The 16,729-nt window shown below is 41.1% G+C and carries 12 protein-coding genes; 6 read left to right on the top strand and 6 right to left on the bottom strand.

Annotation, left to right across the window (positions count from 1 at the left end; translation table 11 throughout):
* Nucleotide 1 precedes the first annotated feature (1 nt).
* On the top strand, nucleotides 2-1,168 hold the full coding sequence (hemW, locus tag CH352_RS10945) for a radical SAM family heme chaperone HemW (RefSeq protein ID WP_100707152.1): 1,167 nt from the start codon (nucleotides 2-4) through the stop codon (nucleotides 1,166-1,168).
* 1 nt (nucleotide 1,169) lies between these two features.
* Here hemW and CH352_RS10940 read toward each other — a convergent pair whose 3' ends face one another.
* The 4 genes from CH352_RS10940 to ilvB form a co-directional block, all read right to left on the bottom strand.
* A complete protein-coding gene (locus CH352_RS10940; protein ID WP_100707151.1) occupies nucleotides 1,170-3,245 on the bottom strand; it encodes a methyl-accepting chemotaxis protein in 2,076 nt (691 codons plus the stop codon).
* Nucleotides 3,246-3,294: 49 nt separating this feature from the next.
* A complete protein-coding gene (locus CH352_RS10935; protein ID WP_100707150.1) occupies nucleotides 3,295-5,370 on the bottom strand; it encodes a methyl-accepting chemotaxis protein in 2,076 nt (691 codons plus the stop codon).
* A 107-nt stretch (nucleotides 5,371-5,477) separates the two neighbouring features.
* Nucleotides 5,478-5,957, bottom strand: a complete 480-nt coding sequence (gene ilvN / locus CH352_RS10930; protein ID WP_100707149.1) for an acetolactate synthase small subunit — start codon at nucleotides 5,955-5,957, stop codon at nucleotides 5,478-5,480.
* Nucleotides 5,954-7,663: a biosynthetic-type acetolactate synthase large subunit gene (ilvB, locus tag CH352_RS10925; protein ID WP_207766692.1), complete on the bottom strand. Its 1,710-nt coding sequence runs from the start codon at nucleotides 7,661-7,663 to the stop codon at nucleotides 5,954-5,956. The genes ilvN and ilvB overlap by 4 nt, the downstream gene beginning before the upstream one ends.
* Nucleotides 7,664-7,912: 249 nt before the next feature.
* Between ilvB and CH352_RS10920 the strand changes: the two genes are divergently transcribed.
* A complete protein-coding gene (locus tag CH352_RS10920; RefSeq protein WP_100707147.1) occupies nucleotides 7,913-9,031 on the top strand; it encodes a tetratricopeptide repeat protein in 1,119 nt (372 codons plus the stop codon).
* A gap of 1 nt (nucleotide 9,032) precedes the next feature.
* On the opposite strand, the gene CH352_RS10915 is transcribed toward CH352_RS10920, so the two are convergent.
* A complete protein-coding gene (locus CH352_RS10915) occupies nucleotides 9,033-9,992 on the bottom strand; it encodes a metallophosphoesterase (protein ID WP_100707146.1) in 960 nt (319 codons plus the stop codon).
* 97 nt (nucleotides 9,993-10,089) lie between these two features.
* Between CH352_RS10915 and CH352_RS10910 the strand changes: the two genes are divergently transcribed.
* Nucleotides 10,090-12,636 (top strand): methyl-accepting chemotaxis protein, encoded by a 2,547-nt coding sequence (locus tag CH352_RS10910; RefSeq protein WP_100707145.1) that lies wholly within the window; start codon nucleotides 10,090-10,092, stop codon nucleotides 12,634-12,636.
* Between the two features lie 83 nt (nucleotides 12,637-12,719).
* Nucleotides 12,720-12,992, top strand: a complete 273-nt coding sequence (locus CH352_RS10905; RefSeq protein WP_010515454.1) for a hypothetical protein — start codon at nucleotides 12,720-12,722, stop codon at nucleotides 12,990-12,992.
* Nucleotides 12,993-12,998: 6 nt separating this feature from the next.
* Here CH352_RS10905 and CH352_RS10900 read toward each other — a convergent pair whose 3' ends face one another.
* On the bottom strand, nucleotides 12,999-15,002 hold the full coding sequence (locus CH352_RS10900) for a phenylalanine--tRNA ligase subunit alpha (RefSeq protein ID WP_100707144.1): 2,004 nt from the start codon (nucleotides 15,000-15,002) through the stop codon (nucleotides 12,999-13,001).
* 195 nt (nucleotides 15,003-15,197) lie between these two features.
* Between CH352_RS10900 and CH352_RS10895 the strand changes: the two genes are divergently transcribed.
* Both CH352_RS10895 and CH352_RS10890 read left to right on the top strand, forming a co-directional pair.
* Nucleotides 15,198-16,499, top strand: coding sequence for an ABC1 kinase family protein (locus CH352_RS10895; protein ID WP_100707143.1), 1,302 nt, complete (start codon nucleotides 15,198-15,200; stop codon nucleotides 16,497-16,499).
* Nucleotides 16,496-16,729: a FeoA family protein gene (locus CH352_RS10890; RefSeq protein WP_008592751.1), complete on the top strand. Its 234-nt coding sequence runs from the start codon at nucleotides 16,496-16,498 to the stop codon at nucleotides 16,727-16,729. Before CH352_RS10895 ends, CH352_RS10890 begins: the two co-directional genes overlap by 4 nt.

Genomic DNA, 16,729 nt, shown 5'->3' with positions numbered 1-16,729 from the left:
TTTGGAAACACAGAACCCGGTCATAAAAAAAACAAACAGGCCGGGCATCTATGTACATTATCCATTCTGTGTTCACAAATGTAGCTATTGTGATTTCTATTCGGAAGGAATAGGATTAGATCCTTCTCCTTTAGAAAAGGATCTATTCAGCAAGTATAAAGAAGAAGTTTCACTCAGACTTAAAAATTTTCCCGACTACAAAGACCTAACATTCGATAGTCTATTTTTCGGCGGAGGAACTCCTTCTAAAGCTTCTTATACACAATATGCGGATTTTATAAAATTCTTAAAAAATAATCTAAATCTATCTCCGGACTCCGAGATCACATTAGAATGTAATCCGGAAGACGTAACTCCTGAATACCTGCAAGGACTGTATGATGCCGGGATCAACAGAGTTCATGTGGGAATACAATCGTTTCTTCCTAAAAATCTGAAATTTTTAGATAGGTATTTCGATCCGGAGACTTATTCTAGAACCCTAGAAGCATTACAAACTTCTAAAATAAAGAATTATGGCGCTGATCTAATGTTTGGAGTTCCTGGACAAACTGAAAAAGAATTTTACGAAGATGCAAATTCTGTCCTGGCCTCCGGAGTCTCTCATATCAGCATTTATGCCCTAACAGTCGAAAAAGGCACGGAGTATAGTCGAAAAGTTTCTGCAGGAGCGGTTGCCGCGCCTTCGGAAGAAGTGCAGGAGAAAATCCTCCAAGACTTACCCGATTTTTTGAGATCTAAGGGATTCATTCAGTACGAAGTCTCCAATTATTCCAAACCTGGGCAATTCTCTCGTCATAATATGAAGTATTGGACTTATGAATATTATTTAGGAATCGGTCCCGGAGCCCACGGATTCTTACCTTCAGGCAGATATTCCAATCCAAGAAATACTTCTGCCTACATCAATGGCACTGGAAAAAATCCAACCTCTTACGAACCATCTGATCCATTTGAAGAAATTTTAATATCCCTTTTTAGAATATTTCTTCCGATAGACCTAAAAGACTTCTTGGACTATTTCCCGGATAAAAAAGAAACAATACTCACTAAGTTAAAACAAAAAGCCTCTGAAGGAAAATGCACCTTGGATGGTACAATCTTTCAGTGGGACCCTAAATCAGTTCTATTTTTAGATTCAGAAATTTTAGATCTGACGGATAGGTAACCTAATCCACTTTAAACTTTTCTATCAGTTTGGAGAGTTGTTCCGCTAACATTTGAGTTTCACCTGAGAATGTAGTCAGATCGTCCGCTCCCCCTGCGATTTCCTGAGTTCCTTCCGAAATACTGATAATCGTTTTAGTGATCTCATTCGTTGCGTTTTTCTGCTCGAAAACAGCTTCTTCTATCTGCATACTAAAAGAAGTTAAAGTATTGGAACTAGTTTGAATCCTACTAGTATTCGATTCCTGATCTTTTACGGAAGCCAAGACCTTATTAGCGGAAATTTCGAATTCGTTCACGCTTTGTTTCAGTTTTTTTAATATTTGAGAAGCCTCTTCCACCTTAGAGTTACCGTTCATCACAGCGTCGTTTGTGGAATCAACCAGTTCACCGATCTCCTGCACTGAACTGGAAGTTTGAGATGCAAGTTTACCTATCTCTTCAGCAACTACAGCAAATCCTTTTCCTGCTTCTCCCGCTCTGGCTGCTTCTATTGCTGCGTTTAATGCGAGAAGGTTTGTTTTTTCGGAAATCTCGGTGATAATAGATAAGATTTCCGTAATTCTAGAAGCGCTTTCCCCAATCTCACCCATTGCATTTGTGGAGGCAAACATAGCATTCTCGCCTGTCACTGCTTGTCTTTTAGATTCGACTGCAAGATTGACTAACCCCTGCATCTCTTGATTGATGCTTACAATCTGTTCTTTCAGACGCATCGAGTTACCGTCGATTTCTTTTGTATTCTCCACGGCTTTTTCCATGGACTTACCTACGTTTTGAGCGGAAGCAGCGAGTTCTTCCACAGCCGCGGAAGATTCTTCCGCTGCGGAGGCTTGGGTCTGAGCGATGTCCGCAAAATTCCTGGAAGAAATCGCCATCTCTTCCGATTTAGAACCCAATTTTTCGGAAGAAGATCTCATCTCCTTGACTACGCCGAGAAGATTTTCCCTCATCTGGTCCATAGAAATGAATAGTGTGCCTATCTCATCCTTTACAGGATAATTATTTTGGACTGTGAGATTTCCTTTAGCGATCTCATCCGAGAAACCGATCGCTTTTAAAAGACCGGAACTCACCAGTCGAACGAATATTAAATTTAAAGAAAGTAATACTACAACTAGTATCAGAAAAGAAGAAAGTACCGCTTTTAAAATGATTTCTCCAATACTTTCATAATATACTGAATTTGGAATGCTCACCATTAGCGTCCAAAACTTAGGATCCTTTCCGATATGGAACGGAAAATAATAAGAGGTGTCTCCGCCGGATTCATAGACAAATCTATTTCCTTCTTTTGCGCTTTCCAAATATTGTTTTAATTCGGCTTCATCCGGGATTTTTTTGCCAAGCAATTCAGGATTTTCTCCATTGATCGCATACAAACCGGCGGGAGAAATAAGAGCAATATGACCTTTACCGCGAAAAGGTTTTTTATTTCCTATTCTCTCTTGTAGATTTTTCAGGTCTATATCCATACCTGCGGCGCCATAAAAATGACCATCCACACTGATTGGGACAACGAGAGAGATCATCAGAATACTTTTACCGCTCACGGTATAATGATAGGGACCTACCACACTCATCTTATCAGTCTTCTTAGTAATCTGGTAAAAATCGCCGGTGCCATCCGTATTATTATAATCTCTTAATGGTTCGAGATCCACTAGGTCCTTGGCACGAGCACGATTCAAATAAGGAATAAAACGACCGGACTCGTCGTGTCCCGGCCTGTTCTTATACAGTGCATCTTTTCCGTCATACGCATTCGGTTCGTAACAAAGCCACATACCGAAATAGTCTTGGTTCCGTTTCATGATTTCCTGCAGCGTTTGGACCACCTGTTCTCTCGCCGGAGAAGCGTAGATCAAAGGAAAACGAAAACCGCGGATCAAACCCATACGAGTATTCAACTCTTCCATAATTTCGTAAGTCCATCTTTCCGCAGTGACATCGGAACTTTGTTCCACTTCCTCTCTCAGGTTCTGGTAAGAAGAATAAGAATTATAAGCCGCAAGCAGTGAGAATGCGATAAATAGAACGATGGAAATATATAAAGAAATTCGGAGCCGAATACTCATAAGGGCTCCATTCTTAGAATGGAAAGAAATTTTGGAACGCTTTTTCTTTCTAGCTGACTTTGAATTTTCCGATCAAGTTGGACAATTGTTCCGACTGGCCATGCATATCTCCGGAGAATGTGGTAAGATCGTCCGCGCCTGTAGCAATCTCCTGAGTTCCTTCAGAGATGTTTACGATGGTTTTGGTGATTTCCTCCGTAGCCCTTCTTTGCTCGGTCACTGCCTCTTCAATCTGTAAGCTGAAACTCATCAAAGTATTCGCACTTTCCGCGATCTCTTTCGTATTGGATTCCTGGGTTTTAACGGAACTCAAAACCGCCTTCGCGGATTTATCGAATTCGTCCACCCTCTCCTTGATCCTTAGTAGTATCTGAGATGCTTCTCCCATTTTATTATTTCCATCCAACACTGCGTTGTTGGTAGAATTTACCAATCCCCCAATTTCTTGAACGGAGCTAGAAGTTTGGGAAGCGAGTTTTCCAATCTCTTCTGCTACCACCGCAAATCCTTTTCCTGCTTCTCCGGCCCTGGCTGCTTCTATCGCCGCATTTAATGCGAGAAGGTTCGTTTTTTCGGAAATCTCAGTGATCAAAGAAAGTATCTCATTGATCCTGGAGGCACTATCGCCGATCGCACCCATTGCACGGTTAGAAGTGCTCATCGCGGATTCTCCAGTAACAGCTTCCTCTTTGGAAGAAGCAGCCAAACTTACCAGATTTTGCATTTCCGCATTGATACTTGCAATCTGCTCTTTTAATAAAATTACGTTACCGTCAATCTCTCTCATACTGGAGACGGCTCTTTGCATGGACTTACCTACGTTTTGGGCAGAAGCGGCGAGTTCCTCCACCGCTGCGGAACATTCCTCTGCCGCGGAAGCTTGCGTTTGAGCAACATCCGAAAAATTTCTGGAAGAAACTGCCATCTTCTCAGCTGTTCCGGACAACTTGTTTGTTGATACTCCGATCTCGTTCACCACACCGAATAGATGTTCTCTCATCATATTCATTGCGGATAACAATGCGCCAATCTCGTCATTACGATTATAATCGGAAGAAGCAAGTAGATTTCCTTTTGCTATCTCTTCTGAAAATCCGATCGCCTTTAATAATCCGGCAGAGATCAATTTTTGGAATATAAAATGAAGAACGACTACGATCAAACTCACGATGAGCAAGGAAGAGATAGCATTCTGTAGAAGAACGCTGAATAGTTCTTTTGCAAAAATTGAATTTGGAATGCTTATCTGCATCACCCATTGTTTCTGTCCTTTCCCTATCTTGAATGGAAAAAAATGATGAGTGTGACCATCGGACTCATACGTAAAACGTTCGTGTTCTTCCGATTTGGATTGTATTAACTTTAATTCTTCTGCGTCAGGAATTACCTTACCTACCAGATTATGATCACCGCCATTGGCTGCATAAATCCCTTTAGGAGAAATCAGAGCAAGATATCCTAGACCTCTAAACGGTTTTATATTTCCCATTGTCTCTTGGAGTTGAGCGGTAGTGATATCCATTCCAAGTACACCCCAAAACTTTCCGGCATTGCTTACGGGAACACAAAGAGAGATCATCTGTACTTGCTTTCCACCCGCAGTGTAAGTGTACGGATCCGTTACGAAAGGCTCCATTGTCTTTTTAGGGATCTGATAAAAGTCCCCACTTCCATCGGTAGCCTCATAATTGACGGAAGGTTCTATCACTGCATCAGTAGTCGATTTTACGGAATGAACATAAGTGATAAATCTTCCGGTTGAATCATGTCCCGGCTTATTTTTAAACTGAGCATCAAAGCCATCAAACGCATTCGGTTCATATACGACCCACATTCCGAACCATTTTGAATTTCGATGCAGGATCTCTATCATTGTGTTGATTACTTCTTCTCTTTTAGGATTGGAGAAGATGAGAAGCATTCGAAAACCTCTGGTCATTCCCATAGCAGTATCCAGATAATCCTTCACTTCAAAGGTGTATCTTTCCGCACTTAATGCAGAACCGGACTCTATTTCAGTATGCAAACTACGATAAGAGATCACCGAATTGATCGCAGTAAGCACTGCAAAACCTAAAAATAGAACTAAGGATAGATATAGTGAAATTCGAGCCCTAATACTCATAGGAGGGAATTAGAATAGGTAAATTCCAAATATGGAACAAAAAAACTCTTTTCGATACGAAATTGTACCGATCAATTAACCGGGAAATTCCCGGTCTTTTAACAAAATCAGGTAGATCTGTATTTTAAAGCAATCTGGCCGGTACGCGCGATTTCTTGGATCCCATACTTCTGCATCATTTCCAGAAAATGTTCCACCTGTCTGGTGTTTCCGGAAAACTCGACAGTCATTGTAGTCTTGGTCAAGTCAGCGATCTTTGCCTGGAATACTTCGCAAATAGAAATGATCTCAGTTCGGTTGGAATCTTCTACTTTTACAACAACAAGCACGAGCTCTCTGCTGATACAGTCATGATAGGCGAGATCCTCTACCTCGATCACGTCAGGTAATTTTAGAAGTTGGCGTTTTACCTGTTCAACTACTGAATCATCTCCTTTAACTACGATCACCATATTCGAAATTTCAGGATCCTGGGTAACACCTACCGCGATAGAATCTATATTATAACTTCTTCTGGTAAATAGACCGGACACATGGCTCATCACACCTGGATGATTGTTTACCAAAATTTTCAGTATATGTTTCATTTTTTACCGGCCCGAACTGTGTCGGAAAATTCGATCATGTCTTTTTGGGATTTGCCCGCAGGGATCATAGGGAATACTTTCTCTTCCGCAGGGATCATCACTTCTAGGATCCTTGCATCGTCATCTTCTAAGAAAAATTCCAGCGCCTTGTCAATTTCAGATTTATTAGAAATCCTTAATCCTTTTATGGAATAAGCCTCTCCCAATTTTACGAAATCCGGATTATAATTCCATTCAGACTCTGAGAATCTTTCCTCGTAGAATAATTCCTGCCATTGGCGGACCATCCCCAAGAAATTATTATTAAAGATCAGGATCTTTACACCCTTCTTATACATCGCGATAGTTGCCAATTCCTGGATATTCATCTGGATGGAACCGTCGCCTGAAACACAGATCACTGTTTTATTAGGATTTCCGAATTTAGCTCCAATCGCTGCTGGAAGACCGTAACCCATTGTACCCAATCCGCCTGAAGTCAGCCAACGATTTGCTTCTTCAAAAAGAAAATACTGAGCGGCCCACATCTGGTGTTGTCCCACGTCTGTGGAAACAATTGCCTTTCCCTTACTCTTTTCGTATAATTTCTGTAAGAATCCTTGAGGCTTGATTGTATCCGTAGAATCATCAAATTCTAATGGATGGTTCTTCTTTAATGTATCTAAGAATCCGACCCACTCAGGACGATCTACCTTATTCACTTTTGGAATAAGAGCCTTTAAAACTTCTTTCAAGTCTCCATGCAAAAGATAATCTACGGAAACCCTTTTGTTGAACTCTGCCGTGTCTATATCTATATGAGCACGTATAGCATTCTCCGCAAATTCTCCAGGTTTAGCGACTCGATCGTCGAACCTAGCACCCAAGTTTAGAATATAATCACATTCTAATACAGCCTTGTTAGCATAAGCTGTTCCGTGCATCCCGAGCATCCCGACTGAAAGTTGGTGAGTGCCAGGAAATGCTCCGATCCCCATAAGAGTTGTGGTGACAGGGATATTTCCCTTCTCCGCAAGCTCCTTAATCTCTTTGGAAGCATTCGCATTGATCGCTCCTCCTCCCACATAAAGAAGAGGACGTTTAGCTTTATTTAATGCCGCCGCGAAAGAATCCAGATCTCCTCCGATCGGAGGTTTTTGATAATGTCTAGAATCTATTTTAAGTTTATCCACTTTACGAACGGAAGTAAGTTCAGTCTGAACATCTTTAGGAAAATCCAAAAGAACAGGACCGGGTCTTCCACCTAAAGCGACTAAGGTCGCCTCTTGGAAATGTCTAGCGATATCATCCGCAGACTTGATAAGTGCATTATACTTTGTGATAGGAATTGTGATCCCATAAATATCCGCTTCTTGGAAGGCATCTGTTCCAATTGCGTTGGTCGCGACTTGCCCAGTAATTGCAAGTATAGGAACCGAGTCTAGTTTTGCATCAGTAAGTCCGGTCACAAGGTTCGTAGCACCCGGACCGGAAGTAGCGATACAAACTCCAAGCTTACCTGTAGAACGTGCATACCCTTCTGCCATGTGGATCGCGCCTTGTTCATGGCGGACAAGGATATGTTTTATTTTAGTACTTTTATATAATTCGTCGTAAAATGGCAGAATTGCTCCGCCTGGATATCCGAAGACGATATCCACTCCATATTCTTCCAGGAGTTCGACCATCAAACGGGCACCGGAGATTTTTGCTTCGGTTTTCGGCATCTTTCCCTCGTTAGAATCCATTCCATGCGAACTAAGGGCCCTGTCAAGAAGGAAGAATGGACTATAACTTTCGTATTATTTTATGCGCTGCAAACCGAGATTTCTCTCTTTTTTTCTAATTTCAAATTTTCTTTACGGATTTAGTACCAAGGAAAACCTTTACTCATCCGTCAAAGTAATATTAAATAAAAAATTGAATGAAGGATCTCCCAGATCTTCTTTCTAAATTTAAAAAGGAACTTCGGTCCTATGAACGAGCCTATTGAAAAACCCCAAGCAGGAAAGGAAGAAGAAGATTCAAATTTTGCTCAGATCAAAAGTTTAGCAAAAGAAGCCTACCGTTTTCTGGATAGCAGACAATGGGACAAGGCCGAATCTAAATTGAAGGAACTTCTGGCTAAGGAACCTAGCAATACCTACGGTTTAGTCGGAATGGGAGACCTTCATTTCAAACGAAAGGAATTCAGACAGGCTCTGGATTTTTATAACAGATGTATCAAAGAAGATTCATCCAATAAGTTCTCCTTAATGGGACTTATGAACTGCTATAGAGAGATGAACCTACTCAATCGGGTCATCGAAGTAGCTGAAGAATATAGACATATTACTATCACTGACGCATCCATCTTAAGTAGAGTTGCGGACGCACATAGAAAACTCAAAAACTTCAAAGAATCAGAAGTATATTATATGCAAGCACTGCAGATCAATCCTAAGGATCAGTATGTGATCGTAGGCTTGGGGCATTTATTCTTTGCCTGCCAAAGATACAAAGACGCAATCAGCTGGTGGGAAAAACTTCTAGTCATCCAACCGGATAATATCAAGATCTTAACTGAGATCGGTAATAGTTATCGCAAGATCAAAGACTTTGACGAGGCGATCCGTTATTATCGCAGAGCTGCGGATCTGGATCAAAGGAACTTCTTTGCTCTGTACGGTTTAGCAGAATCTTATCGTGGTAAAAAAGATTTCCGTAAAGCAAACGAGTTCTGGGAAAGAATTCTGGAATTTGATCCGGATAATAAACTGATCATCAATAGATATGCGGATAGTTTAAGAGGTATGGGAGAATTCGACAAAGCATTAGAATGTTTTAATAGAATTCTTTCGGAAGGTGAAGACTATTTCGCACTTCTTGGAAAAGCTTCTTCTTTGAAAATGAAAGGCGCAAGAGACAAGGCAGAGGAAATTTATGTGGATCTTCATAAAAAGTTCCCGATGGATCCTCGCCCTGTTGTAGAACTTTCGGAACTTTATTCCGATTTGGGAAAAAGAGACGAGGCTCTCAAGTTATTAAACGACTTCCACAAAAAGCAGCCTTTAAACGAGGAAGTAAAACAAAAGCTGGATTCTTTCTCGGAATAATTCAGCCTTTTATTTCTATCCGATTTTTCTCCCTCTCTATAAACTCAGGGAGGGGAAAAATTTCCTCCACTCCATTCTTCAAATATTTCGCTTCCGCATCCCAAATCCCATTTTTTCGGATCAGCTCCACATGATGATGCCAGATATTTCCTTCTTTATCTGAAAAGATGCGTGGGACTCGAGCTGGATTTAGATATAATATACCTTCTTCTTTTCTTTTCCAAATCCTAGTCTTAACTTTTAATTTTCTGGAAGAATGATGCATATGCCCTGCGATCACGACCTTGGGCCTTTTGTCTTGGTCCGCAAGTTTTCGGATAAAATCGCCTAGGTCCTTATCACCGAAGTCCCCTTCTTCGCTCTTAAAATCGCAACCCCAAATATCGTGAGCCCTAGCTCCTAAACCGGAAGGGCCGTTATGAGCAAGAATGATCAGATCTCGCTTTTGGAAGTCAATGCCATGGATCAATTCATTCAGTTTTTTCTCCGATTCTTCATAGGAAGAAATTCCAAATACAGATTTGAGAAATACCTGAAAATTAAACCGAGCTCCCATAGAAAGAGGTCTGGCCCCCAAAATAGAAAGCCCCTGCCCGGCCTCGAAAAGATTATATTGGCAAATGTGAGAATCACCCAGATCTTTGAGCAGCTTTTTGTATCGAAGCAGATGAAATGTATGACTTAAGTAGCCCATATTAGGTGTAGCATTGGTGATTTCCATAAGTAACTGAGGAATAGAAGTAGTATCATGATTTCCTAAAATGATATACTTTGGCTTCAGAACTTTAGAGACTAATTGGGCGATCTTATTTGTGTTCCCCGGCCGATTATTCCCAAGGTCTCCGGTGAATATCACAGAATCATAATTACTTTTGGAAAAATACTCAGTATCGACCCAGGTCCAGAATCCATGTATATCGCCCACTACTGCAATACGCTTGTCAGAAGAATCAAATATCAATTTTATATCCCTAAATTTTAGGTTTCGCCTCTAGGCCTTTTTAAAAGAAACTTTTTTAGATCATACTAGGTCGAAAAAAAATCAACCAGGATCGCGCATGAAAAACATAAACAAAGAAATTTCCGTATTCTCCGCAAGATTTCTGTTCTTAACAGAAGGTTTAGGTTATCTGATCGGAACTCCATTTGCGATCGTATTTCTGGTCCATTTTATGGATTTGGATCTAAGAGGAGCTGATTCTCTTTGGTTCGTCATGGGGGTGATCTTCGTTCTAGGACTCATCACCAGTACACTTTCTTCTTTTTATAAATTAAAACCGTTACGAAAATATTCCAAACAATTTGCAGAAGGTGCAGTAACTAGAGAAACTGTGATCGGCGCCCAAAAGGCAGTCTTCCGTCTTCCTGTTCTACACGCATTGGACATACTGGTACGGATCTGGATAGGGGGCGGGATCTTCGTAGTTGCTCTCGGGATCTTTTTGCCTATCAGCAAAACTGATTATTCTATCCTACTAGGGCTGATCGTATTCGGAGGACTTTGGAGTGCCATTTATTTTTACCTAGTCACTGATTGGCTAAAGGACGATCTGACTAGAACGGACCTATTCGGTTCCATTTCATTGGAATCCTTAGTTAAGCTCAATCTTACTAAAACCCTAACATTGATCTTCTTTTCTATCGTTTTGGTCCTAGCGATAGGCGTTTCTTTAGTAGTTTACAAACTCAATTACGAATCTTTAAAGAATGCTTATACAAACCAAATGTTAAATGTGGCCCATACATTAGACCTACTTACCCAAGGTATCTATGAGGACACGGAAGACGAAGCTGACCTCATCATTCGGAACAAAACCCTTGGATCCCTAGTCTCTCAAAAAAATTGGAAAGAGGCGGAGAATTTTCTAAGTAACTTTTTAGGATCCAGCCAAAGATTTGAAGGGATAGCAGTCTGGAAAGAAGCCGGAGATTGGTTTTCTCATTCTGTAGGAACAGGAACATTAGCAAGTAGTACTATTGTGCCATTAACTTCCTCATTCCAACTTCCCGGAGCGGAAGAAATACGAAATACAAACAAAGAAAAGGCATTCTTTTTTAGCGAACCTTCTAAATCTACTCAAAACGGTTCTCCGGTCATTTTGTATATTAGAGAATTTGAATTAAACGACGGCTCTAAGGCATTTTTGGTGTTCTCTGTTCGGATAGGAGATCTAACCAATAATATCGTTCAATCTATTAAGATCGGCAAAACAGGTTATCCTGGACTTCTCACAGCTAAGATGACCTTTCTAAATCATATCAGCGAAAATATGAGACTGAAAAAAATGGAAGATCTCCCGTTTGCAAAATCATTCGAGAATGCACCGGACGGAGTACCGATCAAATACGTAATGGACGGCGCATATAAATCCATGGTAGTTCATACGAATAAAAAATATGGATTTAGATCTTTTGTGACCATCGTAAACGAAGAAGTTTCCAAAGAAGCAATCTCTACGATATTCTATATGTTAGCTATTTCCTTTAGCGGATTGTTTGTGATCGGATTTATCATTTATTTCATTCTATCCAAAAGTTTAAAACCTTTAAGAGATAGCCAAAACCTGATCGAAAAAATGTCGGAAGGAGATCTTACCCATAAGCTAACCGTTCTTTCCAAAGATGAGATCGGAGAGATGGCGATCAGTATCAATGAGTTCAATCGTAAGGTAAAAGGTGTTCTTCATAAAATTTTTGATGCATCTCATAGTCTTGCAAATTCTTCCGAAGAAATGTCAGGAACTTTAAAAACAATCTCCGATAATGCGCAAAGCCAAGCTGCTGCCTCCGAAGAAATTTCCGCTTCTATCGAGGAGATCTCGGCAGGAATGGATGCGATCTCCTATAGAACAAAAGAACAAGTCACTCTTTTAAACTCTCTGGATTCAGAGATGTTCGAATTTTCTTCTTCTATCCAAGCCACTTCTGAAAATCTGGAAAATACTCTTTCTCATGTAAAAGAGATCACGGATGAAGCGAGAAGAGGAGGAAAGTCTTTGGAATTAACGGACCAAAGTATCCGTAAAATTTCCCAGAGCTCGGACCAGATCACGGGTGTGATCGAGATCATCACGACCATCTCGGAACAGATCCATCTTCTCGCGTTGAATGCAGCCATCGAAGCCGCAAGAGCGGGAGCAGCGGGAAAAGGATTTGCAGTAGTCGCAGACGAAATTTCCAAACTCGCGGACAAAACTTCCGATAGTATGAAGGAAATAGAAAACATTATCCAAGCTAACGAAACCGAAATTGGTATCGGAGTCAGCAATATCCGGGACACGGTAAGTGTGATCGGAGGGATCATCCAGAGAATCGAGACAATCTATATCCGGATGAACGAGGTATCTTCCGTGATGGGAGAGCAACTGGTCCGAAATAAGATCGTTAACAAAAAAGGCCAGGAAGTGAAGGAAAGATCGGAAGGTATCCAAACCGCGATCCAGGAGCAGAAGCTGGCGATCGAAGAAATTTCAAAAACAATTTCAAGCATAAACGACCTGACCCAATCTAACGCTTCTTCCACAGAAGAATTGAGTTCCGGTTCAGTGGGACTTGCCCATTTGTCCGAGGATCTGAAAAACCAAGCTGACTATTTCCATTTTTGAAAATGTCCGTCGGATTTTCGGGAGAAAAATAAGATTTCGAAACTTAGTTGCATTTTAGAGAATTTATTCTAATTTGCGCTTATATGGAATGGGAAAAGATCTTAAGGGACTCTGTAAGGGACGGTTCAATCAAAGAATTGTATCTCAGGAGAGTTCCCACCCTGAAAACCTGTGATGATTGGAATAAGGTAAAGGAAATAGGTCTGATTGATCACAAAACCAAATACGCCCATTATAAGGGTGGATTGGTCAAATTCGGGGAAGGTCTTTTTTTCGTGAGCGAAGAAAGGCTCCAAGCCTTGGCTCCATTCCGTAAATGGGAATTCAAAACCAAGATCAAAGTCACTCCGGACTGAAATAGACTATCGAGTAAGGTTGATGATCAGGTTCAGTTTTTCTGCAACTGTGATCACGTCTTGGACCCGAGTTTTATCCACAAGCACTGCGGTTGGTCCAATCTCGTCTAAAACGATCTTCTTCCCCTTGATTTGGCCAAGTAGAAGCTCCATCACGTTCTGGTCTTTTGTACGAACAAGTACACAATCTTCTGCGACTTCCACCACAGGTAGGTTTCCACCCCAATCTTCTAATAAGAATAGAAGGTTTTGTGCAAGTTCCGCTCTGCTAGAAGCTTTTAAGAAGTCTACGAACTCATTCGTTTTGTATCCCAGAAGAATTCCCAATTGGTAGGCTTCTTTGGTCAGAACAAATGTATAAACTCTGTCGTAGTCCTTCAGTTCTGTGAACGCTTTTAAAAGATGAATTCCATAAATAGAAACTTTTTCCGGGAACGCGATCACGGAGAAGTCCGGGTTGATCGTAATTCCGCCCTTCTCCGTAGCTCCTGCGAGCTCTCCAGTTTGGAAGAAGTATTCTCCAAGTTTGGAAAGAGTCAAGAAACGGTTCGGGTATTCTACTTCTAATAATCCGAATAAATGCAGATAGAAGATCGCACTCATGATCTCTTTACGAAGATCAGCCAGATCGGTCTGGAAATTTTTAGTGCGGAAGCCAGGGCTAAAGATCAGATGTTCCCTGATAATATTAGAGAAAATAACGGAAAGATGGATACGTTTGGACTTGATGATCAGGTTCACACATTTGTCCAAGATCATCTTATCGTAGAAAGGCATTTCCGTAGGTTGGAAAACCTCCGGAGGATTTACTCGTTTCATACGAGCCTCGTTCACCTCATGGATGACGAGTTTCATGATCTCGAAAATATCCTTACTCAGGAAACCGTCCAGGTCCCCTCTCAGAATAATATTCTCCCCTTTGATGTCCGCCAAGTTTAAAAGTTTCAGTATAGGAAGGATAAGTTCCATCTGATAGATCTGGCTTTTTTCCGGGAAGATACTGATGTCCGGATTTAATAATTCCTGCTCTGTTCTCTTATGATCCGCCTGTTTTACCTTACCCGATTTTGCCAGAACCAAGCCCTTTCTGCTAATATAAGAAAGAAGCTTTTTAGTATTTAAGAAGAAGTCCAACTCATTGGTAGCGAGTTTTTCCTGTCTTTGGCGAGTTCCTTTTTTAACGGAAGGAAGGATCGGATTGTTTTGGATATATTTTAGAAGTTCTTCCGGAAGAGCAAAAATCCTTACGAACTTTTCCTCTACGAAACAAACATCGGCGATCATTCCCTTTTCAACTAGCGCAGGAATGATCGTCTCGTATTTGCCTCTGCTCATTACGATAAAACTTCTGATATCGTCTGCGTCAGCCGCGCCACCGCTCAGATAGATCCTGACCACAGTGTCCCTTTCCAATTCGGATAAGGACATGATAGCCGCCTCATACGCCTCATCAGAAGTCGCGTGAGTGATAAACTTGCGGATGCTGTCGATCTTTGCAGGCGCCTTGACTGCCTTCTTCCATTCGTTGGAAATATCAGTCAGCTTTTTGCGATCTAAAAGTTTTTCGACGGAGACTTTATATTTGTCCCCTTTTAAGTTTTGGTCTAAGGAAACTAGTCCTGCCAGCTCGTCAAAAGCATGATACTTATCCAGGTTATTGGTAAGTCTTTCTCTGTTTTTTCTTTGGTAGACAAGCTCGTATTTGCGGAGAAGGTTAAGTTCCATCTCCACGTTGATTGGCGGAATGTTTACTTTACGGGAGATCTCTCCCAAAGTGAGAACATTCTTATTTTTTAAGATAGAAGTATAGATATTAACTTGGAGAACGGTGAGCTTTTCGAGTACACCTTTGAGGTAAAACTCATCCTGAAAACTATCGAAAAGGAACTTAACGTTCTTATTCTTTTCTTTGAACGGAAGTTTTGGAATGTTCCAGAGAGATGCGGTCTTCTTTAGGTCATTCAGTTCGAGTTTTTCTAATTCTTGTAATAAAACCGATTCGCCGCTCATACCACTGACCGAAATTCTCGTTCGAAAGCCATACTCTAATTCTCGCCGCTCCCGTAAACCAAAATACGGTTTTCTCGGCGGAACATGCAGAATAGACCCGAGTACCTTTCTTCAGGTTCCTTTATCCAGATTAGAGGATCTTTTCTTCCTGATTTGGATTGTGTTCCTTTCAAGTTCTCTTAATCTGGAGCTGAAATGCCAGGATTCCTAGACCAACTTCTGCAAGGAGTAAACAGCGCTAGTCGTATAGTGACCAGTAGTTATGTTTTTTCCACCAAAACCCTCCTTCTTTTAAAAGATTTGGCTACGGGGGGAAGCGGATCCCGTAATATTCCAGTTCGATTGAGAGAAGCGTTTGAAGAATTAGGCGCAACGTATATTAAATTAGGCCAGTTTATCGCTTCTGCTCCTTCTCTCTTCCCGGAAGAGATCGTAACGGAGATGCAAAAATGTTTGGATTCCGTACGACCTCTTCCTTTCTCCGAGGTCCAAAAAGTATTAAAGAAGGAACTAGGCAGAGATTACCAAAAATTATTCCAAAGTATAGACCCTGTCCCAATGGCATCTGCATCTATCGCGCAGGTCCATTCCGCAGTGACTAAAGACGGCTTGGATGTGGTAGTAAAAGTACAAAGACCTGATATAGAAGGTGCGTTAGGAGCCGATCTCAACCTTCTATTTTTAGCCTCTAAACTATTTGAAATATTCGTACCCGGTCTGAACAAATCAGGGCTTTCAGAGATGGTAGGAATGTTCCAATCTTCCATCTTAGAAGAAATAGATTTTATAAAAGAAGCGAACAATTGTGAAGAATTCGAAAGATATCTTCTATCTTCCGGCGAGACCAGAGCAAGAGTTCCTAAAATTTATAGAGAGCTTAGCACTAAAAGAGTTTTGGTCATGGAGAAATTTTACGGTGCTCCCATCACTGACGAAATCTCTCTTCGCAAATTCAGTTCGGACCCGGCTAAAACTCTTTCCGACGCGCTTGAGATCTGGTTTTCCACACTTTCCAAATCTGGATTTTTCCATGCAGATGTACATGCAGGAAATCTAATGATCCTAAGAGATGGAACGGTAGGTTTTATAGATTTCGGGATCGTAGGAAGGATTTCTTCCAAGGTCTGGGAAGGTCTGATGATCTTTTTAGAAGGTCTTGCATTGAATAGAACCGACAGGATCGCAAGTGGCCTAGTTCGTATGGATGGAACTGCTCAAGGTATAGACGAGAAAAAGTTAGCCAAGGATCTGGAGACTGTTTTCGATCAAATGAGTAAGATGGTCCTGGATATTCAAATGGGAGAGCTGGACGCTTTCGATGAGAAGAAGATGAATACTATCCTTTTCGAGTTCAGAGATATTTCTGATCGGAACGGATTAAAGATCCCTAAAGAATTCGGACTTCTCATTAAACAAATCTTATACTTTGACAGATATATCAAATCTTTCGCACCGGAATTAGATCTGATCCGGGACAGGGAAAAATTTATAAAATGAAATCCAAACTTTTCGAATTAGAAGAGGGAGAATCCGGAAAAATCACCGGAATTAAAAACGAATCAGGAAAAACGGGCCTTGTCAGAAACCTTTTAGATATGGGCTTTCTTCCCGGAACTAAAATCACTGTGGTCCGAAAATTCCAGGACCAAGACAAGATGATCGTAAAACTGGGCCTCGTCCGATTGGCCATTCGAAAATTGGAAGCGGATCTTCTGGAATTGAACTAG

Source organism: Leptospira hartskeerlii (assembly GCF_002811475.1).
Classification (GTDB): Bacteria; Spirochaetota; Leptospiria; order Leptospirales; family Leptospiraceae; genus Leptospira_B; species Leptospira_B hartskeerlii.
Note: the sequence above shows the minus strand (reverse complement) of the source record. Positions and strands in the feature narration are given on the sequence as shown.